The 19681-nt window shown below is 70.2% G+C and carries 25 protein-coding genes; 17 read left to right on the forward strand and 8 right to left on the reverse strand.

The genetic code is table 11. The annotated features are described in order from the left end of the window. Positions 1 to 175 precede the first annotated feature (175 nt). A complete protein-coding gene (locus AB0F70_RS19660) occupies positions 176 to 1114 on the reverse strand; it encodes an aldo/keto reductase (RefSeq protein WP_357451939.1) in 939 nt (312 codons plus the stop codon). Positions 1115 to 1206: 92 nt separating this feature from the next. On the opposite strand from AB0F70_RS19660, the gene AB0F70_RS19665 reads away from it, so the two are divergent. Further along, positions 1207 to 1815, forward strand: a complete 609-nt coding sequence (locus tag AB0F70_RS19665) for a TetR family transcriptional regulator (RefSeq protein ID WP_357451942.1) — start codon at positions 1207 to 1209, stop codon at positions 1813 to 1815. A gap of 85 nt (positions 1816 to 1900) precedes the next feature. Then, positions 1901 to 2563 carry a DUF998 domain-containing protein gene (locus AB0F70_RS19670; protein WP_357451945.1) on the forward strand — a complete coding sequence of 221 codons (663 nt, stop codon included), beginning with the start codon at positions 1901 to 1903 and terminating at the stop codon, positions 2561 to 2563. 21 nt (positions 2564 to 2584) lie between these two features. Here AB0F70_RS19670 and AB0F70_RS19675 read toward each other — a convergent pair whose 3' ends face one another. Further along, a complete protein-coding gene (locus tag AB0F70_RS19675; protein WP_357451949.1) occupies positions 2585 to 3304 on the reverse strand; it encodes an ASCH domain-containing protein in 720 nt (239 codons plus the stop codon). 91 nt (positions 3305 to 3395) lie between these two features. Further along, entirely contained in the window at positions 3396 to 3737 is a 342-nt protein-coding gene (locus tag AB0F70_RS19680) for a hypothetical protein (RefSeq protein ID WP_357451951.1), read from the reverse strand. A gap of 302 nt (positions 3738 to 4039) precedes the next feature. Between AB0F70_RS19680 and AB0F70_RS19685 the strand changes: the two genes are divergently transcribed. The 4 genes from AB0F70_RS19685 (at position 4040) to AB0F70_RS19700 (ending at position 6926) form a co-directional block, all read left to right on the forward strand. Beyond that, the gene (locus AB0F70_RS19685) at positions 4040 to 4948 is read left to right on the forward strand and encodes a YtxH domain-containing protein (protein ID WP_357451954.1); all 909 of its coding nucleotides are present in this window, start codon (positions 4040 to 4042) and stop codon (positions 4946 to 4948) included. 55 nt (positions 4949 to 5003) lie between these two features. Beyond that, positions 5004 to 5663 (forward strand): hypothetical protein, encoded by a 660-nt coding sequence (locus AB0F70_RS19690; RefSeq protein WP_357451957.1) that lies wholly within the window; start codon positions 5004 to 5006, stop codon positions 5661 to 5663. Between the two features lie 40 nt (positions 5664 to 5703). Continuing rightward, complete coding sequence (locus tag AB0F70_RS19695; protein ID WP_357451960.1) at positions 5704 to 6348, forward strand: hypothetical protein; 645 nt, start codon at positions 5704 to 5706, stop codon at positions 6346 to 6348. A 62-nt stretch (positions 6349 to 6410) separates the two neighbouring features. Further along, entirely contained in the window at positions 6411 to 6926 is a 516-nt protein-coding gene (locus AB0F70_RS19700) for a GNAT family N-acetyltransferase (protein WP_357451963.1), read from the forward strand. Positions 6927 to 6999: 73 nt separating this feature from the next. On the opposite strand, the gene AB0F70_RS19705 is transcribed toward AB0F70_RS19700, so the two are convergent. Continuing rightward, positions 7000 to 8286: a GTP-binding protein gene (locus AB0F70_RS19705; protein WP_357451966.1), complete on the reverse strand. Its 1287-nt coding sequence runs from the start codon at positions 8284 to 8286 to the stop codon at positions 7000 to 7002. 129 nt (positions 8287 to 8415) lie between these two features. Between AB0F70_RS19705 and rpmB the strand changes: the two genes are divergently transcribed. From rpmB to rpmF, 6 genes are all read left to right on the forward strand, one after another. After that, positions 8416 to 8652, forward strand: coding sequence for a 50S ribosomal protein L28 (rpmB, locus tag AB0F70_RS19710; RefSeq protein ID WP_129787203.1), 237 nt, complete (start codon positions 8416 to 8418; stop codon positions 8650 to 8652). Next, positions 8652 to 8957: a 30S ribosomal protein S14 gene (rpsN, locus tag AB0F70_RS19715; protein WP_357451973.1), complete on the forward strand. Its 306-nt coding sequence runs from the start codon at positions 8652 to 8654 to the stop codon at positions 8955 to 8957. Before rpmB ends, rpsN begins: the two co-directional genes overlap by 1 nt. Positions 8958 to 9024: 67 nt before the next feature. Further along, positions 9025 to 9147, forward strand: a complete 123-nt coding sequence (ykgO, locus tag AB0F70_RS19720; RefSeq protein ID WP_189671490.1) for a type B 50S ribosomal protein L36 — start codon at positions 9025 to 9027, stop codon at positions 9145 to 9147. A gap of 16 nt (positions 9148 to 9163) precedes the next feature. Beyond that, entirely contained in the window at positions 9164 to 9481 is a 318-nt protein-coding gene (locus AB0F70_RS19725; protein ID WP_357451978.1) for a type B 50S ribosomal protein L31, read from the forward strand. Next, positions 9481 to 9648, forward strand: a complete 168-nt coding sequence (gene rpmG, locus AB0F70_RS19730) for a 50S ribosomal protein L33 (protein WP_357451982.1) — start codon at positions 9481 to 9483, stop codon at positions 9646 to 9648. The genes AB0F70_RS19725 and rpmG overlap by 1 nt, the downstream gene beginning before the upstream one ends. A 16-nt stretch (positions 9649 to 9664) precedes the next feature. Further along, positions 9665 to 9835 carry a 50S ribosomal protein L32 gene (rpmF, locus tag AB0F70_RS19735; protein ID WP_116674867.1) on the forward strand — a complete coding sequence of 57 codons (171 nt, stop codon included), beginning with the start codon at positions 9665 to 9667 and terminating at the stop codon, positions 9833 to 9835. Between the two features lie 86 nt (positions 9836 to 9921). On the opposite strand, the gene AB0F70_RS19740 is transcribed toward rpmF, so the two are convergent. From AB0F70_RS19740 to AB0F70_RS19750, 3 genes are all read right to left on the reverse strand, one after another. Continuing rightward, entirely contained in the window at positions 9922 to 11193 is a 1272-nt protein-coding gene (locus AB0F70_RS19740; protein ID WP_357451985.1) for an ATP-grasp domain-containing protein, read from the reverse strand. A gap of 263 nt (positions 11194 to 11456) precedes the next feature. Continuing rightward, entirely contained in the window at positions 11457 to 11789 is a 333-nt protein-coding gene (locus AB0F70_RS19745) for a hypothetical protein (protein ID WP_357451988.1), read from the reverse strand. Between the two features lie 446 nt (positions 11790 to 12235). After that, complete coding sequence (locus AB0F70_RS19750; protein ID WP_357451991.1) at positions 12236 to 12961, reverse strand: TetR/AcrR family transcriptional regulator; 726 nt, start codon at positions 12959 to 12961, stop codon at positions 12236 to 12238. A 133-nt stretch (positions 12962 to 13094) separates the two neighbouring features. Here AB0F70_RS19750 and AB0F70_RS19755 point away from each other — a divergent pair, with 133 nt between their 5' ends. The 4 genes from AB0F70_RS19755 (at position 13095) to AB0F70_RS19770 (ending at position 17272) form a co-directional block, all read left to right on the forward strand. Beyond that, complete coding sequence (locus AB0F70_RS19755) at positions 13095 to 14471, forward strand: serine hydrolase domain-containing protein (RefSeq protein ID WP_357451994.1); 1377 nt, start codon at positions 13095 to 13097, stop codon at positions 14469 to 14471. A gap of 76 nt (positions 14472 to 14547) precedes the next feature. Further along, on the forward strand, positions 14548 to 15060 hold the full coding sequence (locus AB0F70_RS19760) for a PadR family transcriptional regulator (protein WP_357451997.1): 513 nt from the start codon (positions 14548 to 14550) through the stop codon (positions 15058 to 15060). Then, positions 15057 to 15848: an alpha/beta hydrolase gene (locus tag AB0F70_RS19765; protein WP_357452000.1), complete on the forward strand. Its 792-nt coding sequence runs from the start codon at positions 15057 to 15059 to the stop codon at positions 15846 to 15848. Before AB0F70_RS19760 ends, AB0F70_RS19765 begins: the two co-directional genes overlap by 4 nt. Before the next feature lie 86 nt (positions 15849 to 15934). Beyond that, positions 15935 to 17272 carry a sialidase family protein gene (locus AB0F70_RS19770; RefSeq protein ID WP_357452003.1) on the forward strand — a complete coding sequence of 446 codons (1338 nt, stop codon included), beginning with the start codon at positions 15935 to 15937 and terminating at the stop codon, positions 17270 to 17272. Here the strand turns inward: AB0F70_RS19770 and AB0F70_RS19775 are convergent. After that, positions 17209 to 18309 (reverse strand): LacI family DNA-binding transcriptional regulator, encoded by a 1101-nt coding sequence (locus tag AB0F70_RS19775; RefSeq protein ID WP_357452006.1) that lies wholly within the window; start codon positions 18307 to 18309, stop codon positions 17209 to 17211. The two genes, AB0F70_RS19770 and AB0F70_RS19775, sit on opposite strands and share 64 nt — an antisense overlap. A 126-nt stretch (positions 18310 to 18435) precedes the next feature. Between AB0F70_RS19775 and AB0F70_RS19780 the strand changes: the two genes are divergently transcribed. Next, the gene (locus AB0F70_RS19780; protein WP_357452009.1) at positions 18436 to 19677 is read left to right on the forward strand and encodes an amino acid ABC transporter substrate-binding protein; all 1242 of its coding nucleotides are present in this window, start codon (positions 18436 to 18438) and stop codon (positions 19675 to 19677) included. The last annotated feature ends 4 nt before the right edge of the window (positions 19678 to 19681 follow it).

Raw genomic sequence — 19681 nt, forward strand, 5'->3', positions numbered from 1 at the left:
CGGTAGGAGCGTCCCGTGGACGTCGAGGAACAGGATGGGGCGCGCGGCACCGGTCATCCCGGCACGATAGCGGCCGCATCAGGCGAGATGACCATGCAGTTGCTGCCAGGACGCGCAGCAGCTTGGCAGCAATTGCATGGTCATTTCTTCGCCCCGAGCCCCTAGGACCCCAGCGTCAGACGCCCCGGCTCCCCACCGCCCCGTCCGGCACGATCTGAGCGATCCGCGCCAGGCCGTCGTCCGTCAGGGTGATGCCGACCGCCGCCACGTTCTGCGCCACGCGCCCAGGGCTGCGTGACCCCGGGATCGGCACGACGTAGTCCTTCTGGGCGAGCAGCCAGGCCAGCGAGAGCTGCGCGAGCGTGATGCCCTTGCTCGCGGCGAGCTCGCCGAGCCGGCTCGCGATCTCGACGTTGGCGTCGAAGTTCTCGGGAGCCCACCAGCCGATCATCTGGCGTACGTCGTCGGCTTCGTACTGGTCGCGTGGCTTGGTAGCGCCGCTCAGGAAGCCACGCGCCAGGGGCGAGTAGGCGACGAACCCGATCCCGAGCTCCTCGAGCACCGGCCGCAGAGCCTCGGACTCCCGGTCGAAGATCGAGTACTCCTCCTGCACCACCGAGATCGGGTGCACCGCATGCGCCCGCCGGATCGTGTCCTCGTCGGCGTTCGAGAGGCCGAGGTACTTGACCTTGCCGGCGTCCACGTACTCCTTCATCACGCCCACGACGTCCTCGATCGGGACGTTCGGGTCCGGGATGTGCTGGTAGAGCACGTCGATGGTGTCGACGTTCAGGTTCCGCAGGCTGTTGTCGACCACCTCGCGGATGTGGCCCGGCCGCGAGTCGGACCCGTACGTCTCGGTGAAGCCGAACTTCGTGGCGATCACCACCTCGTCGCGGATCGGTGCGAGCGCGTGACCGAGCAGCTTCTCCCCCTCGCCCCAGCCGTACAGCTCGGCCGTGTCGAAGAAGGTGACGCCCTCGTCGTGGGCGCGCCGGATCGTGGCGATCGACTCTGTGTCGTCGGCGGGCCCGTAGAACGCCACCGTCCCCATCGCGCCGTAGCCCAGCGCCGAAACGGTGAGGCCCTGCCGGCCCAGTGTGCGCGTCTCCATGGTGAGACTCCTTAGCTGTGAGGCAACGTTTGTCAGCATACGCCATATCTGTCAGTCACTGACATGAATGGCATCGACGGTAGTCTTGAGCCATGTCGAGCACGACGAACAGCGGCCCGAGCCTGCGCGAGATAGGCCGCGACGCCATGCGCGCACGCATCACCGAGATCGCGCTCGACCTGTTCGCCGAGCACGGCTTCGACCAGGTGACCGTCGACCAGATCGCCGCCGCCGCGGGCATGTCGGGGCGCACGTTCCACCGCTACTTCCCCGCCAAGGAGGACGTCGTCGTCGGCGAGCCCGAGCAGTGGGGCGAGTTCGTGCGCGACGCCTTCGCGGCCCGCCCCGCCGACGAGCCCGTCTGGGACTCGCTCCTGGCCTCCTTCGTGGCGTTCGTCGGCCTCCTGGAGCAGAACGGCCGCGTCCAGCGCGGCAAGGTGGCCATGCGCGTGCTCGTCAGCACCACGTCCCTGCGGGCCCGCAACCTCGAGAAGCATCAGCTGTGGGGACGCATGCTCGTCCCGCTCGTCGCCGCCCGGCTGGCCGACGACGACGACACCGCACTCCGCGCCGAGATCATCGTCCAGGCGGCGCTCGCCTGCCTCGACGTCGCGTTCACCACCTGGGCGAACGTCGACGACGACACCACGATCTCCGAGCTGCTCGAACGCAGCTTCGCCGCGCTGCGGCCCCAGGTCTGAAGGCTGCCGACGGAGGACAACCCCACCCGAACACGGCGGCGAACACCATTCCTGGGCCGGGTGCTCGTTACCTAGTTTCGGGGCCATGGAGATCACGCCGCCGCGCCCGCACCCGAGACAGTCGCTCTACCTGGCCGGGGCGGCGCTCGTGACCCTGGTCGGCGTGCATCTGCTGCCCGGCTCCGGCGGGGTGGACCCGGTCCGCGACCTCATGTCCGAGTACCCGGTGCGCACCGCGATACCCGGCGTGGCCTATACGTTGGCCCTGCTGGGGGCGAACCTCGCCGTCGTGCTGCTGGGTGCGCACTGGGTGCGGGACGGACTGCTGCGGTCCCGCCCGGTGGCGACCGCGCTCCTGGCGCTGTGGTGTCTCAGCCTGCTCGGCCTGACCATCTTCCTCAAGGACCCTGCCGGAGGGCCGGGCACCTGGTTCGGCACCGTGCACATGCTCTGCACCGTCGTGAACTTCGTCAGCCTGCCCGCGCTCTGCGCGCTGCTGTGGTGGCGGCATCGCGGAGAGTCCCGCTGGCGCTCGCACGCGAGGACCGTCGGCGTCGTGGCCGGCCTGACCATGGCCTGCGTGGTGCCGTTCGCCGTGGTTCTCCTGGCAGACAGCGGACCAGGGGCGCTCACCGATTCGGCGCTCGGCCTGGTCGAGCGATGCGTCGTGATCCTCGACGTCGTGGCGATCGCGGCGCTGGCCCGTTGGTCCCGGATGAACGCGACCGTCGCGATCGACGCGCCATAGCCGCCCGGGCGCAGACGACCGTCAGCCCTTTCCGAGAACCCGGAATTGCACGAAGTCGACGATGTCGTCGTCGACGATCCCGGGGTAGTAGTAGGTCCGCAGCGCCGTGCGCAGCTCGTCGGCGGTGCAGCCCTCCAGGGCGGCCTGGGCGTCGGTGATGTCGGCGAAGCGGACCTGCTCGACGGACTCGACCACCCCCGGGAGGGACCGGTACCGGTCGTCGAACTCGAACAGGAACGTGGCTGGCCCCGGCACCGCGGGGTCGTCGAAGCGGGTGGTGGCGGTCTTGACGCCGTCGACCACGTTGTCCCAGTGTCTCGCGCTGAACCACAGCAGGCGCGGCGGCTTGGCGTCCGGGTGCGGGGACGGGTACGGAAGCAGCTCGCGAGCCGGGACCGAGGTCGCATCGTCGCCGTCGGGCACGATGACGCGGCAGTCCGGCTGCTGGTCCAACAGGACCTGGCGGCATCGTCCGCACGGGGGCATGAGGCCGCGGTCCTCGTCACCTGCCGCGACGATCAGCGCGATCGGGCCGGCCCCAGCGGCCACAGCCACCCCGAGCGTGACCAGCTCGGCACACGGGCCGCCGGTGAAGTGGTAGACGTTCACGCCGGTGTAGATGTCGCCGTGGACGTCCATCACCGCGGACGCGACGGTGTTCAGGTAGGTGCCGTCCACCGGGAGGCGGGAGGCGGTGTCGAGCGCCGCGTCGAGGAGGCGCTGCTCGGGAGCGATCAACATGGGACGACCCTGGCACACGCGGTCGGGGCATATCGAGGCCTTTTCCTCAGTGCGCCCATTTCTCCGAGACGCCGCCACGCACGCGCACGGATCACCGGAACTCCGCCACGACCTCGATCCGGCCGACGATGTTCTCGTTGAGCTCGTCGAGGTCCTCCGCGGGGATCCAGTACTCGAGGATCGTCTGACCACCGGCCTGCTGGACCTCGTACCGGTCGAGAAACTCCTTGACGACGTCGAACCGCGTCACGTACCCGACGCCACTCGCCTTGACGTTCCAGTCACGTGCGATCCGGGTCGCGTAGTCCTCGTTCAGCACCGGGTAGAAGATCGGCTGGTCCGGCAGGCGTTGCGGCCAGGCGCGCCAGCTCGCCTCCTCGACCAGGGCCAGCTCCGTAGGCCCGGTCGGCCGCCACAGTGTCACCGTCTTCATAGGGCGGATCCTGGCACGATCCTGCCGCTCACTTCGAGGTCAATAACGACGGCGCGACAAGATCCGCGGCGTCGTCGTGCAGCCTTCCGTTCAAGGGCGCAGCGAACGGGCCTCCCTCGCGGAAGGCCCGTTCGCTGGTGCGCGGCGCCGACCTGAGTGGATGGTCCAGCTCGTCGCCTGGCGCACCAGGGAACACTTTCATGTCTCCTGGCTGAAATATCTGATTGGATGCGCTTCAAGTGACCGGTGGGTCACAGGTGATTCACCGGGCATCAGGGGCTGCGAAGCAAGGGGAGACGCAGATGAGCGGCAACATGTACGGCGCCGACATCGAGGCGTTGCGGCAGCTCGCGGATCGCATCACCCGAGGTGGTGAGGTGCTGGACGGCGCCGTCCGCGCCGTGGAGTCCGCCATGCCCGTCCCGGAGCAGTGGAGCGGCCCGGACGCCGAGAGCTTCCGGGACGAGTGGTACGGGTCGCACGGTCCCTCGATCGCGGCGTCGGCTCAGGCTCTGGCCGCGGTCGTGGATACCCTGCGCAGGAACGCCGACGAGCAGGAGACCACGTCGGCCAATCTGAACGGTGGCAGCGGCGGAGGCGGCGTAGGCGGAGGCGGCGGTGGTGGTGGCGGCGGGAGCTGGGGCGGCGAGTCCGACTGGCGCAGCTCCGTCCCCGACCTGCCGGACAGCATCCGGAAACTCGTCGATTCCTTGGGCCTGTCGGCCACGATCGGCGGACTCGGCGCGGACGCGATGCGCTGGATGGATCCCTTCAAGGCTGCCGGCCCGATCTTCACCGCCGTCAGTCTGGTGACCGGCGGATATCAGGCCATCGACTCGGGGCTCGACTTCCTGCGCGAAGGCGGATCCGACAACTTGTACGGCGCCGGTGACGGGGCGGTCGAGGCGGTTCTCGCCGGGGGTACGTTCTTCGGCGGGCTGGCCGCACCGGCCTTCGCCATCGGGGGAATATTCTGGGGCGTGGCATCCCTCGTCAACGACCGCACGTCGCACCGTCCGCTCACGCAGAACCTGGTCGACACGAGTGCGGTTGGTCTTCTCTACAACTCCTCCTCCGACACCGAACTCTCGGAGGACATCGCGGACGTCGCCGATTCCGCGGTCGATTCGGCCGGTGAACTCGTGGGAGACGTCGTCGACGCCGGTGGCGACCTGGTGGACGGTGCCGGTGACCTGCTCGGGCTCTGGTAATGACCGGACAAGGCACGCTAGGGCGTGAAGGCTGCATCGGAGGAAGGGCATGACGATGACCGAGATCACTGTCGAGGCACCAGGGGGCGGCACGAAGGGCGGTGGCGCCCGGATCGATCTCGCCTCGGTCGAGCTCCTCGCCCTCGTCTCCATGCGCCGTAACGCGGCGACGGATCGGGCCCGTGTCCTGCTCAGCCTGCCCTCTGACGGCCTCAACTCGCCGGTCACCACGGCAGGGGTCGGATCGCTGCTCGTCCGGCGTATGGCCCAGGTGGTCGAGGGGCGCCTCGCGCCGCAGGGTCCGGTGAACGAGATCGCGTCGATCCTGATGGACGGCGAGGAGTGGGCCGAGGCGATCGGGTCCACCGACGACGCGACGAAGGTCGCCGCGCTGGTCCGCTCCCGCACGGGAACGCTGCTGCTCGAGCCGCGCCCGTACGACGTGTGGTACGTCTGGCCGATGCCGCAGGAGGACCCGCTGCCCGTGATCGGGTCACGACTCGTCGCGGCGGCATTCGGCAGCCTGTCGGAGAACCGGCCGTTCGCCGGCGCCGTCCGGGTCATCAACAGCGACGGCACGACGAGGTCGGCCGTCGTCACAGTGGCCGACGACCAGTCCTGGAGCGTGTCGAGCGGCCCGGGCGGCGACATCCCGGAACCGGCCCCCACGAGTCCCGACCCGACCTTCCAGGTGCTCGCGTCAAGCCTGGCGTGACGACGACCGCCGCACGAGCGCGCACGACGAGAGGTAGCTCATGACGAACCAGACCGCCCCGCCTGACCTCCGGGACATCGTGACGGAGTTCACCGGGTTCGAGGTCACCGCGATCCTGTCCGCGACCGGTTCCGAGGCCGCGCTGCGCACCCGCGAGATGCTGCACCTGCCCGCGGTGGGCGCCGACTCCCCCGCCGTCGGCATCGGGATGAGCACGCTGATCGCCCGTGGCCAGGTCGACACCAGCGGCGACGGACTCCGGCCGGTGAACGAGGCGGCGGCACTCGCCGGGATCTGCGGCACGGCGACGACGTGGATCGAGGCGGTCGCGGTGATCGGCGACAAGAAGGCCGTCGCCGTGTTCGTGTCCGCGCCCGACGGGACGGTGTTCTTCGAACCCGCGCCGCACGGGCTGTGGATCGTCTGCCCGGTCAAACCTGGCCTACCTGTCGAGCAGGCGGCGGCCGGCTACGTGCGCGGGGGGTTCGAGAAGGCTGGTCGCGGTCCGTTCGGCGGAAGCATCGAGGTGACCGGGTCGAGCGGGGCGGTTCGGACGGCCGCCGTCAAGATCGACGCCCAGGGCGCGTGGCGCCTGCGGGCCGGACAGCTCGACAAGCCGCAGCCGCCGGAGCGGATCGACGCCGATCCGACGTTCGCCGTGCTGGCCCGGGCGGTGGCCGCGTAAGCGGGGCGTCCACCACGACACACGCAACACCGGCGCAATCGACGTCAGATACCTTGAGCCCCGTGCCCGCCCTCATGATCGCCCCGCGCCACGCCGCCCACCTCGACCGGGTGGCGGACGCACTGCGGCTGGTCCACGAGAGCGACCGCTACCCGATGGTCTGGCCGGACGACCCGATCGCCTGGCTCACGCCCGACGGCACCCTGGGCGCCTGGGTGGCCCTGGCCGACGGCGAGATCGTCGGCCACGTGATGATCGTCGAGGGCGGCAAGGTCGAGTACGCCGCCGAGCTCGCGGAAGCCGCCAACGTCCCGGTCACCGGCCTCGCCGGCGTCAGCCGCCTGTTCGTCACCCCGGCTGCCCGCGGCACAGGCGTGGCCACCACCCTCCTGGAGCGGGTCGAGGACCTGCCACCCCGCCGCGGACGCCGGCTCGTCCTCGACGTCGTCGACGACGGCGGCCCCGCCGTCCGCCTCTACGAACGCCTCGGCTGGACCCGCGTAACCTCCGGGCCGGCGAGCTGGACGGACCCGTCCGGCGCGCGCCCGCAGGCTGCCGCCTACCTCTCCCCCCGCTGACATCCGTTGAGTGCTGGGTATTTGCCCTGTCGGAACGTTCCGAGAGGGCAAATACCCAGCACTCAGCGGAGGGTTAGACGGAGCGGGCGCCCAGCCAGGGGGCCAGGTGGTCCTCGCGCCACAGCCACTCGACGCCGGCGGCCACCTCCTCGGGGGTGCACAGCGCGGCGTGGAAGGCATCGCGCAGCCGCTCCCGCTCGTCGTCCAGGCCGAGTCCACGGTCGTCGGCCACGCCGACCACCACTATCCGGGTGTGCGGCATCGTCCCCGCGCACACCTCCGACCAGGGCCCCAGGTCCGCGAAGGCCAGCTGCCCGCCGGCGCCGTCCCACAGGCAGGCGAGCCCTGGCCGGTCGGCGACGTGGAACACGCCACGCGCCCGGAGGCCGCCCGCGCTCAGCTCCTCGATGTGGTCGAGCACCCGCTCTGGGTGGAAGGGCAGCGCCGAGCGCAGCTCGAGCGTCCAGCTCCGGTCGCCGGGCAGACCGCCGGGACCGCTGAACACCACCGCGCCCAGGGGGTGGGCCCGGCGCTCGGCACGGGCCGGCGAGTGCGTGGCGGCGGCGAGGTGCGACGCCGAGAGCGCGTGCAGACCGTCGACGCGCCGCGTCCCGGCGCCGCGGAGGCGGTCGAGCAGGCCGGAGGACGTCGCGGACCAGGTCTCGGCGGAGGGGGTCTCGGCGGAGGGGGTCTCGGCGGAGGGGGTCTCGGCGGAGGGGGTCTCGGCGGAGGGGGTCTCGGCGGAGGGGGTCTCGACAGGCTCGACCAGCGATGACGGCCCGGCAGGCGCTGCGGGCGCGGTCGACGACGAGCTCGTCACGATCAGGTCCGCCTGTTCGATCTGGGCCGCGAGCGCCTCGCCGACCGAGCGTTCGTCGTCTGCGGTGAGCTCGAGGCCGCGTTCGACGAGGGTGTCGTCGCCGAAGAGGTCCTGCTGGAGCGCGTCGAGGTCGACGACGGCGAAGGACGTCGCGACACGCGTGTGGTCCAGCGCTCCCCCGGGTTCCGCGGCGATCGCGAGGGCGCGGGCGGCGGGGAGCGGTTCGGCGCTGACGGGCAGGGCGAGCAGCACCTGGGCCCAGCGGCCGTCGCGGGCGAGGCGCGCGATGGTGGGGACGGCGTCCTCGCGGACGGCGCACGAGAGGCAGGCGTGCTCGAGCGGCACGATCACGTCCTCGATGACGCCGGTTGCGTCGAGGACGACGCGGCGCAGGTGGTCGGCGTGGATGTCGTGCCGCACGGCGACGACCCCTGGCGCGTCCATGAGGAGGCCGAACAGCGCGGAGTCGCGCAGCACCGGATCGGTGGTGGCCAGGACGCTCACCGGGATGGTTCCGCGGTTCTTGCCGGTTCGGTACATGCTGCCTCCTCGCCCCGGTCCAGCCGGGAATTATTGATAACCGTTCTCAGTTCTGGTTCACTGTAGCGCGTTATGAGAACCGTTCTCACACGCGGCGGCCATGTCGCCGTCGCAACAGCAGGAGGTCATGTGTCAGCCAGATGCCAGGTGCTGGGCACCGTGCCAGGTTTCGGCCACTCGGTCTCGCACTCCCACGTGCGTACCAAGCGCCGGTTCAACCCGAACATCCAGAAGAAGCGCTACTGGGTTCCGTCGCTCGGCCGCAACGTCACGCTCCGCGTGAGTGCCAAGGGCATCAAGACCATCGATCGCAAGGGCATCGACGTGGTCGTGGCCCAGATCCTTGCCCGAGGGGAGAAGGTCTGATGGCCAAGAAGTCGAAGATCGCCGCCGACGCCCGACGTCGCGAGGTGGTCGCCCGGTACGCCGAGCGACGCGCCGAGCTGCGCGGCATCATCCGGAACCTGAAGCTCGACGCCGTGGTGCGCGCCGCCGCCGTCAGCGAGCTAGCCAAGCAGCCGCGCGACGCCAGCCCGACGCGGCTGCGCAACCGCGACATCGTCGACGGCCGGCCCCGCGCGTACTCGCGGAAGTTCGGCCTGTCCCGCATCCGGCTGCGCGACATGGCGCACCGGGGCGAGCTGCCCGGGGTGACGAAGTCCAGCTGGTGACGACCGGCCGGCGACCCACCGGAGCGCCGATCACAGGTCCCAGGCCCCCACATCGAAGGAGTGACACATGAAGGTTCGCGCGTCCCTGCGGTCCCTGAAGAACAAGCCCGGCGCGAAGGTAGTGCGCCGGCACGGCAAGACGTTCGTGATCAACAAGCTCAACCCGCGCTGGAAGGCGCGCCAGGGCTGAGCGAGAGGAGCCTGTCATGAAGAACATCCACCCCACCTACGGCCCAGTGGTTTTCCGGGACACGAGCGCGGGCTACACGTTCCTCACCCGCTCGACGCTCGCCGGTGACACCGCCGGCGGACCGGGCCGCCCGACGGCCACCATCGAGTGGTCCGACGGGAACACGTACCCCGTGGTCGACATCGAGATCAGCAGCGAGAGCCACCCGTTCTGGACCGGCTCGGCCCGCGTGGTCGACACCGCCGGCCGCATCGAGAAGTTCCGCCAGCGCTACGCCAAGCACGGCAACAGCAGCACCGACAACAGCACCGACGACAGCAAGGGCGGTAACTGATGGCCTCACGCGTTGACCTCCGACCGGTCATCAAGCTGCGCTCGACGGCGGGCACGGGCTTCACCTACGTGACCCGCAAGAACCGCCGCAACACCCCCGACCGGCTCATCCTGCGCAAGTTCGACCCCGTGATCCGCAAGCACGTGGACTTCCGCGAGGAGCGCTGACAGAAAGGAGGCCGTCATGGCGGTCCCCAAGAGAAAGATGTCCCGGTCGAACACGCGAGCCCGGCGCTCGCAGTGGAAGGCCCAGGTGCCAGAGCTCGTCCCGGTGACCACCGTGGACGGACGCCAGGTGAAGGTCCCGGCCCGGCTGGTCCCCGCCGTCCGGCGTGGCCTGATCGTCCCGGACTGATCGTCCCGGACTGACATTACGCACCACGCACGACGCCCCGGCGCTCAGCGCCGGGGCGTTTGCTGTGCACGCGACGAAGCGCTCGGTCAGCGGGTAGCGACCATCGTGTCGATCCGGACGTCGAGGCCTGCCGCCAGCTCGTCGGCCCAGGTCTTCGCGTCCTGACCCCGCGGGTCCGCAACCAGCACGTGGCCGATCCGCTCGTTGTTGTCACCGGGCCGCACCTCGCGGCCCGCCGACGGCGTCTCGTAGCCGACCACGCGGTCGTCCTCGGCCAGGCGCTCAGCGCCCAGCACCGCGCGCACCACGCCGTCGGACGGCGGCAGCAGGAACGTCACCGCCGCGCTGGCCGCGACCGAGGGCCCGGGCACCGGCTCCCGGCCGAGCGCCAGGTCCACCAGCACCTGCAGCGGGTTGAACCCGGTCACGAGACGCACGAGCTCGAAGATGTAGCCGCCGCCCTGCCGCGGGTTCAGCTCGATCAGGCGCGGCCCGGCGGCGGTGACCCGCACCTCCGTGTGGCTGATCCCGTGCGTGAGCCTGACGGCGTCGAGCACCGCCACGACGTGGCGCTCGATCGCGGCACGCTCGTCGGGCGGGAGCGGCGCCGGGAACAGGTGCCCCGACTCGACGAACCCGGACCCGGCCTCGACGCCCGGCTCCGCCACGGACTTCGCGGTGATGCCCAGCACCCGTGTGACGCCGTCCCTGGTCACGGACTCCACGCTGTACTCCGGCCCCTCCAGCACACGCTCGAGCAGCGCGAGCCGCTCCAGCGGCTGGTCGCGGGTGTTGCGCTCGGGCGCCGTCGCCTCGGCGAAGGCGACAGCCAGCCCGGCCTCGTCGTGCACCTTGCGCACACCGGTCCCGGAGTTCATGTCGACGGGTTTGACCACCAGCGGATAGCCGAGATCGGCGGCCGCCTTGTGCGCCTGCGCCCAGGTGGACGCCACCGCGTACGGCACGTCCGGCACACCCTTGGCCGCGAGCACCTGGCGCACCAGATGCTTGCGCGTGGCGGTGTGCAGGACGTCGGCGGGCGCGCCGGGCAGGCCCAGCTCCCCGGCGACGAGCGCGACGGCCGGCAGGTAGTAGTCGCAGGTGGTCAGCACGCCGTCGATCCCCTGCCGACCCGCAACCGCCCTGGCCGCGGCGACGAGCGCGGCGTCGTCGTTGGTCTCCGCCACCACCACCTCATCGGCGAGCGCCAGGACGGGATGGGGCTCGCCGTCGGGCAGGCGGTAGAGGTCGGGGTCGCGGGTCACCAGGACGTAGCGGTGGCCGCCGTCACGCAGCAGGGGCGGGAGCATGAGGCCCGTGGACTGCAGCCAGCTCTCGATCATGAGCAGGTTCGCCACGTCAGCACCCTCCGTCGAGGCGGGCGCGAACGATAGTCGTTCTCAACATGGCGCACAGCCTGCCACGGATCCTCGGGTCGTTCTCGTCCATCCGGCGATGCTTGTGGAAAAGTACGACCGGCCTCGTGATCGGCCAGCGGTCCAGCCCTCATCGGTTGTCACGCGGGCCGGAAACAGTACTATTAGTGGTGCGAGGGGCAATAGCCCCGAGAAGTGAGCCCGGGAGCCTACCCATCAGGTGGGTAACCCGGGCTTCGCGCTGTCTAGGACGACAGGTCCGTCGTCCGCATGACGAGCGGACGCACCTTGTCCTTCCAGGCACCGCCGCGCTGCCAGCACCAGGCGATCGCGTCCGCTGCCCAGAGAAGCGGCTCTTCGTGGCGGTGCAGGTGGTCGTAGCGGATTCCGCTCTTGTGCAGCTCCTGGAAGAGCCAACGTCGATCCCGCGCTTCGAGGCTCTCGTCCCGGTCGAGCACTACGGAATGCGCAGTGATCGAGACGGCGAACCTCGCCGTCGCACGAACGCAGTCCTCCCGAGGGTTGCGACCCTTGGCGGACTTCGCGCGGAACACGACAGAACTGACCTCGTGTCCCACGAGGATTCGTACGACTTCGTCGCGCAGGTCTGGCCGGGCACCGTTGAAGTGGATATCCCGACGACCCTTTGGCCGAGCGGCACGTAGATCTCTTCGCAGGACGTGGACGGCGTGCGGCGCGACCACCACAGCCGCAAACAGGAATGACCGATCTTTCGACTAGTCGACGAACACGTGGCTATCGCGCGCAAAGGGCGGGTCTGCGGCGGGTTTGCGGGGAATCGGCACTGAAGTCCTTGTGAAGGGCGAAGGAAGCACAAAGGCGACGCCCCGAACGAGGGCCCCGCCTTCTCTAGCCCCCAGATTACTTCTCAACGGCGTGACTGTCTCACTCAGATGCGAATCAAAGAAGGCCTAAACCAGTCAAAATAGACTGCTTTCGCCATTCCAGGCCTCGCCGATGTCGGGTACGAGCCCAGGCTTGTCCGGCGGGAACGCGGAGTCGTTCAGGCGTCGAGCCGCGCAGCCAGGCCGTCCAGGATCCGGTCGAGCCCGTACGCGAAGTCGTCGTCGCGGATCTTCTTCGGGTCCACGTCCTGCTGGGCGGAGCCCCCCTCGCGCAGCCGCGGGTGCTCCTGGGACGCCTCGTCGAAGCGAGGTCGCTGGTCCGCCACCCACTCGCTCTCCGTCCTGCCGCTACGGGCGATCAGCGAGAGGTACGCAGCCTCCGAGGTCGCGATGCCGATGACGTAGGCCATCAGCGTCCCCATCGCCCGGTCCTTCTCCTGCGCCGGGAAGCCTGCCGCCTCGAACAGCGCGAGCAGCTCCGAGGAGACCCGCATGGTGTTGGGGCCGACATGAGTCAGGCCGGCCTGACCGAGCTCAGGGGCGATCCACGGATGCCGCAGGGCCATCGCCCGCAGGTCGGACGCGGCGCGGGTGGCGGCCGCACGCCAGTCGGCGGGCCCGCCGGCCACCGGGATCTCGAGCTCGCCGTAGATGTCGTCCACCACGAGCTCCATCAGCTCGTCCTTGTTGGCGACGTGCCGGTAGAGCGACGTCGCGGCGGCGTCCAGGCGTGTGCCGAGCTTGCGCATGCTGAGCTCCCCGACGCCCTCGGCGTCCAGCAGCTCGATCGTGGCGGCCACTATCTGCTCGCGTGTCAGCTGTTCCCGCTGCGGGCGGCCCGGACGGGTCCACACCGATCCGGGCACCTTCGGGTCGACCGGCATGCAGCCCACTTCCTCTCGTCGCGCCTCTTCGACCACAGACTAGCGGACACCGTACGCTGCTTGCGTACAGCGTTACGCCGTGCGTACAGTGTTCACCTCGAGGAACGTCGTACGCATCGAAGGAGCAATGAACATGACTGAGAACCTCGCCCACTGGCAGGCCCGCCTCGACGCACTGCGCGCCGAGCACCACGTCCCCGGCGCATCCCTGGCACTCCTCGTGGACGGCACGGTCCACGAGCTGGCCAGCGGCGTGCTGCACCGCGGGACGGGCGTGGAGGCCACTACCGACTCCGTCTTCCAGATGGGCTCGATCGCCAAGGTCTACACGGCCACCCTGATCATGCGGCTCGTCGAGGCCGGCGAGCTGGACCTGGACGCTCCCGTCGTCGAGGTGCTCCCGGAGTTCTCGGTGGCCGACGCCGAGGCGACCAAGGCGATCACCACACGCCAGCTGCTCAGCCACACGAGCGGCCTCACCTGCGATTTCAACCACGACAGCGGACGCGGCGACGACTGCCTGGCCAAGTACGTCGAGGCAGCGAAGGACGTGGCGCTCGACTGCCCGCCGGGCACGGCGATCTCGTACAGCAGCGTCGGTTACAACGTGCTCGGCCGCATCATCGAGGTGGTGACCGGCAAGGTCTGGGACGAGGCGCTCAAGGATCTGCTCCTGACCCCGCTCGGCCTCACGCACACCATGACGCTGCCCGAGGAGGCCCTCCGGTTCCGTGCGGCGATGGGCCACCTGGGCGAGGCCGGCCAGGACCCGGACCCGGCGCCGTCCTGGGACCTGATGCCGCGTTCGGCGGGCCCGTACGGCCGGGTCATCGCCAGCGCCGGGGACCTCGCCCGGCTCGCGCGCCTGCACCTCGACGGCGGCGTGGCGCAGGACGGCACACGGGTGCTCGCCGCGGAGACGGTCGCGCTGATGCAGCACAGGGTCGTGGACTCCCCCGACAAGTGGACGGTCAGCGCGGACGGCTGGGGCCTGGGCTGGACCCTGTACGACTGGGACGGCGTCCAGGGCTACGGGCACGACGGCGCCTCCATCGGGCAGTACGCCTACCTGCGCGTCGTGCCGTCGGCGGGCGTCGCGGTGGCGCTGCTGACCAACGGCGGCGGAGCGCGCGAGCTGTACGCGGCGCTCTTCCGGGATCTTCTCGCCGAGCTGGCCGGGGTGACGATGCCCGAACCTTTCGCACCGCCGGCCGAGCCGCCCACCGTGGACTACGGACCACTCGTCGGCACCTACCAGCGCGAGGGCGTGGTCATCACCGTGACCGAGCGGGACGGCGCGGGCCGCCTGGTGTACGAGTTCGTCGGCGGCATGAAGGACTTCTCGGAGCCCTTGGAGTGCGATCTCGTGCCGGTCACGGAGACCGTGTTCGCCGGCACCGGGGTGGGCGCGGCCTTCAGCGAGGACTACATCCCCGTCGTCTTCTCCACGCTGCCGGACGGTACGGCCTGCGTCTACATCGGCATGCGCTGCGGCCCCAAGGTCGCATGACCGCTCGCCGGCCCCGCGGCACATCGGCACCACCCATATATGCACTGTCTCATATATGTGTTGTAGGGTATGCGGCATGGCACTCGACGCCCTGATCCTCGGCCTCCTCGACCTGCGCCCCATGACCGGCTACGACCTCAAGAAGGCGTTCGACGGCACCGTCGCCCACTTCTGGTCCGCCGACCAGTCGCAGATCTACCGCACGCTCACCCGGCTCGAGCAGGACGGCCTCGTCGACGTCCGCGTCGTGCCGCAGGCCGGCAGGCCCGACCGCCGCGAGCACCGGCTCACCGACGGCGGCCGCACCAGGCTCACCGAGTGGCTGCGGTCCCCCCTGCCCGACGAGAAGCCCCGCGAGCCGTTCCTCGGCAAGCTCTTCTTCGTCGGGCGGGAGGGCGACCCCGAGCTGGTCCGGGCGCTCCTCGCGGAGCGCCGGGACTCGGCGCATCATCTGCTCGCCACGCTGGAGAACCTTCCGGTCGTGGACGGCGACCTGTCCGCCCGGCTCCGGTCGGCGACGCTGCGCAAGGGGATCCTCGAGGTCCAGGCCGAGCTCACGTGGCTCGACGAGCTGGAGGCCGCACTGTGAACATCCAGCTCACCGAGCACCACCCCGACGCGGACGAGTCGGTGCTGTTCCTGCACGGCGGCAGCGTCGCCGGCTGGTCGTGGACCGAGCAGGCCAAGGCGCTCCCCGACCACCACTCCCTCCTCCCGGACCTGCCGGGGTTCGGCGCGTCGGCACGGCATCCCTGGGTCGACCTCTCGACGACGGCCGACGAGCTCGCCGACCTCGTCCGCGAGCGCGGCCACGATGGTCGGGCCCACGTGGTCGGGCTGTCGCTCGGCGGCGTCGTCGGGACCGCCCTCGCGGCGCGCCACCCGGACGTGATCCGGAGCGTCTTCGTGACCGGAGCGATCCTGCAGGGTGTGCGCGGGTTCGCCCGCCGGGCCGGGCTGGCGCAGATGCGCCTCTTCGGCCTCCCCGGGTACTGGAAGACGATGGCAAGGGTGTACCGCCTGCCACCGGACTCGATCGACCAGTTCGTCACGACAGGAGTCGGGATCGACCGCTACTCGATCCGCCGGATGGTCCCGGAGATCTACGACGGCGTCCCGGCCGGCGACCTCGACGGTCTCCGCCGGTTCACCGGACCGGTCCTCGCGATCGTCGGCGAGAAGGAGCCTCGTGTCATCCGGGACGCGCTGGACGAGGTGACCTCCCGCGTGCCCCACGCGGTGGCGCGGCTCGCACCAGGGATGCACCACGTCTGGGACGTCGAGAACCCCGAGCTGTTCCACGAAACGCTTGCCCACTGGCTGGCGACAGGCCAGCCCTCCCCCGCGCTGCTCCCGGTCGGTGCAGCACGCATCTGAGCAGATGGGACGGGCCCGCTTCGGCCGAAAGTTCACCCGCCGCCTGAGCGGTCATTCCTTGACGGTGCTGGAGGCCCGGAGCACCGTTGACCCCGGCCGACCGGGCAGAACCTGCCGAGCCGGCGTCTTCCTATGAAGTCTGTGAGGGATGGGGCATGACGCTGTCGCGTCGGATGTTTCTTGGTGGAGCGGCCAGTGTTGCTGCGATCGGACTCACCGGAGCGGGGGTGGCGTCCCCGCAGCGGGCATTCGCCCTCGACCCTGACGGCATGGAGAGCAAGATGCTCTTCGGGGACGCGCAGGCGGGAGCCTCGTCCATCCCGAAGGAGGGCGGCGGCGGCAACTACCACTCGTGCCGGATCCCCGCGATCCTCGCGATCCCGGGCACGAGCGTTGTCATCGCGATCGTGGAGGGCCGGCCGAACGACAATCTCGATGCCAGCGGAAACTTCAACCTGCTGATGCGCCGATCGACGGACTCCGGGCTGACCTGGAGCGGCGCGACGGTGCTTGCCGGGGCCAGCCTCGACTGCTGGTCCAACCCGACGCTGGTCCATGACCGGACCACGGGCCGGCTGTACTGCTTCATGCTGCGTCGCCAGTCCGGAGAGCTCATCGAGATAGATCCCAAGGTCCACCTCGCGACGTCGGACAACAACGGTGCCAGCTGGACCGCCCCGATGGCGCGGACCGACCTGGACCAACCAGGGACCGGCAACGACTTCATCGGGCCCGGCAACGGGATCCAGCGCGCCGACGGCAGCCTGGTGGTCCCGGCGCGTGGACGCCTGATCATCAAGGAACCGACCGGGGACTGGACCAATCACGACGTCCCCAACGGCTTGTACGTGAACGCGGCGGGGAATCGTCCGCACCCTTACGGCGAGGGAACCGTCGCGGAGCGCTCCGACGGGCAACTGATCCTCAACTATCGCGCTACGAACTGGGAGCTCGACCGGGGCTTCCCCATGGCCCGTCGCGTCGCCATCGGGAACCCGGGTGACTGGCAGATGTTCGGCGCGGAACACTGGCGCACGCAGATCATCGACCCGGGCAGCCATGGCGCTCAGATCTCCCACACGATCGGTGGCAAGCCCCACCTCATCCACCTCAACTCCAACAGCTCGACACGTGACAACCGCTATGCGATGACGCTACGCGCGAGCGCCGACGACGGTGAGACATGGAAGCTCTATCAGAGGCCGTTGAGCAACGACCCGCTGGCGAGCCAGGGAGACCTCGTCGGCAACCTGCGTGAGGGCGGCTACTCGGCGTTGACCTCGACCGGTAGTGGCATCGTTCTCGCTCTGGTCGAGGCGCGCAGGGTACAGGTCGACAACCCCTCGCAGAATGACCTGAACTACGACTCATCGTGCGCCGTGGTGCTCCGCCGGTTCAACCCGGGCTGGCTGGTCCGGGCCTGACGTATCGCCCCCACCCGCGCCGTCGAGGCCCGCACCATGAGCTCCTGCTCCGCGGTCCGACGGCGGGGGCGCGCGGCCCGCGGCAGGAGCGCGAGCTCGAGCGCCTGACGTCCCATGTCCTTCATCGGCAGGCGCACCGTCGTCAGGGCGGGCGACAGGTGCCCTGCCACGGTGACGTCGTCGAACCCCGTTACCGAGACCTCGCCGGGGACCGCGACGCCGCGCTCCCCCAGCACCGACAGCACGCCGACCGCCATGTCGTCGTTGAGCGCGAGGATCGCCGTGACGTCCGGGTGCTCGTCGAGGATGCGACGGGCGGCCTCCTTGCCGCCGTCGAGCGTGAACTCCGCCTCGACCACGGGCAGGTCGTCGAGCGTCAGCCCGTGCTCGCCCAGCGCACGCGAGACGCCGTCGAGGCGGTCGGCCATGGTGGCGAGCATGCGTGAGCCGGCCGCGATGCCGATGCGGCGGTGCCCGAGCCCGAGCAGGTGCCCGGCGATCGCCCGGCCGCCCTCGACGTTGGCCGGTACCACGGCGTCGACGCCCAGGTGAGGATGTCTGCCGATGACGGCGACCCGCCCGCCGGCCGACTCGAAGGCCTGTACCTCGGCCTTCATCCGCGACTGCACGTCACGGTCGAGGTGCCCGGACCCCGCGACGACGATGATCCCGACGCGGGCGTTCACGAGCGCCCGCAGCTGCGCCACCTCGGTGAACGGGTCGCGGCCCGTGTGGCAGATCTGCACCATGCGCCCGTGCGTACCCGCGACCTCGAGCACGCCGCTGGCGATCTCGGCGAAGTACGGGTCGCCGATCTCGTGCACCACGAGCCCGACGCCGGGGCTAGCGCCGCTCGCGAGCGACCGCGCGTGCACGTTCGCGACGTAGCCCAGGTCGCGCGCCACGGCCCGCACCCGTTCGGCCAGCGCCTCGGACACGCCCGCCGCGCCGGACAGCGCGCGCGACGCGGTGGCGATGGACACCCCGGCCTGCTCGGCGACGTCGACCAGGCGCAGCCCGGCGGTGTGCTTCCGCATCAGATCTCCTCGCCAGACATGAGCACGGATACGTAATGGACGGTGCCAAATCCCTTGCCACCCAGCGTCCCAGTTCCTAGAGTGCCGTAAGCGGTTACGGAAGCGCTTGCCACAAGGGAGTGGACCATGAGAGCAACCCGACGCCTGACGGTAGCGGCTATCGCCGCGACCACGGCTATTACCCTGTCCGCCTGTCTGGCCAGCCCCGGCGGGGGTGGTGGCCAGGGCGGCGAGTCCGCCGGCCCCGACGACCCGATAGTCATCGGCGTCTCGCTGCCGCTGACCGGGGACTTCGCGGAACCCGGCAAGGGCGTGCAGCGCGGCTACGAGGCCTGGGCGGCGCACGTGAACGAGAACGGCGGGTTGCTGGGCCGCCAGGTGGAGCTGATCGTCGTCGACGACCAGTCCAACGCGGACCGGGTCGCCTCGGACTACGAGCGGCTGATCAACCAGGACGGCGTCGACCTCGTCTTCGGGCCGTTCTCGACCCGGCTCGTGATTCCCGCCGCCCAGGTGGCACAGGACTACGGCTTCCTCTTCGTGGAGCCCGCAGGGGCCGCCGCCGAGGTGTTCGAGCAGGGGTTCGACAACCTCTTCTACGCGGCGCCGGCCATCGCCGACGACCACTACGACCACCTCGCCGCATACATCCTTGCCCTGCCCGAGGACGAACGGCCCGAGACCGTCGCCGTCGCCTCCATGGACGACCCGTTCGCCCAGGGCACCGCGTACGGCCTGCGGGACAAGCTCGCCGCCGAGGGCATCGAGGTGGTCGAGGACGAGGTCTACCCGCCGAACACCACCGACTTCAGCGGTATCGCCGCGAAGATCGCGGACTCCGAGGCAGACCTGCTCGTCGTCGGGTCGCAGTACCAGGACGGCGTCAACCTCGTCGTCGCGCTGCAGCAGCAGGGCTACCAGCCCGACATGGCGGCGATCTCCGGCGCGCCGACGAACGCCGAGTTCCCCGCCGCGATCGGCGAGAAGACCGAGGGCATCCTCGCGCCCACCGGTTACACGACGACGGCGCCCTACCCCTCGAACGAGGACTTCGTCGCGGCCTACACGGCCGAGCACGACGCCCCGCCCGCCGAGGACGAGGCGAACGCCTGGACCACCGGGCAGGTCGTCGCCGCGGCGGTCGAGGCCGTTGGCTGCGCCGACCCCTCGCCCGAGTGCCAGCAGCAGCTCATCGACTGGCTGCACGAGAACGAGGTGGAGACCGTGGTCGGACCGCTGAGCTGGGACGCGCAGGGCCGCCCGCAGAGCGCCCACCTCATCCAGCAGTACGTCGACGGCGAGATCAAGATCGTGCTGCCCGACGACGTCAAGGAAGCCGACCTCGTCCACCCGAAGCCCGAGTGGTGATCGC

It is taken from the genome of Promicromonospora sp. NPDC023805, from assembly GCF_040639635.1.
Taxonomy (GTDB): Bacteria; Actinomycetota; Actinomycetes; order Actinomycetales; family Cellulomonadaceae; genus Promicromonospora.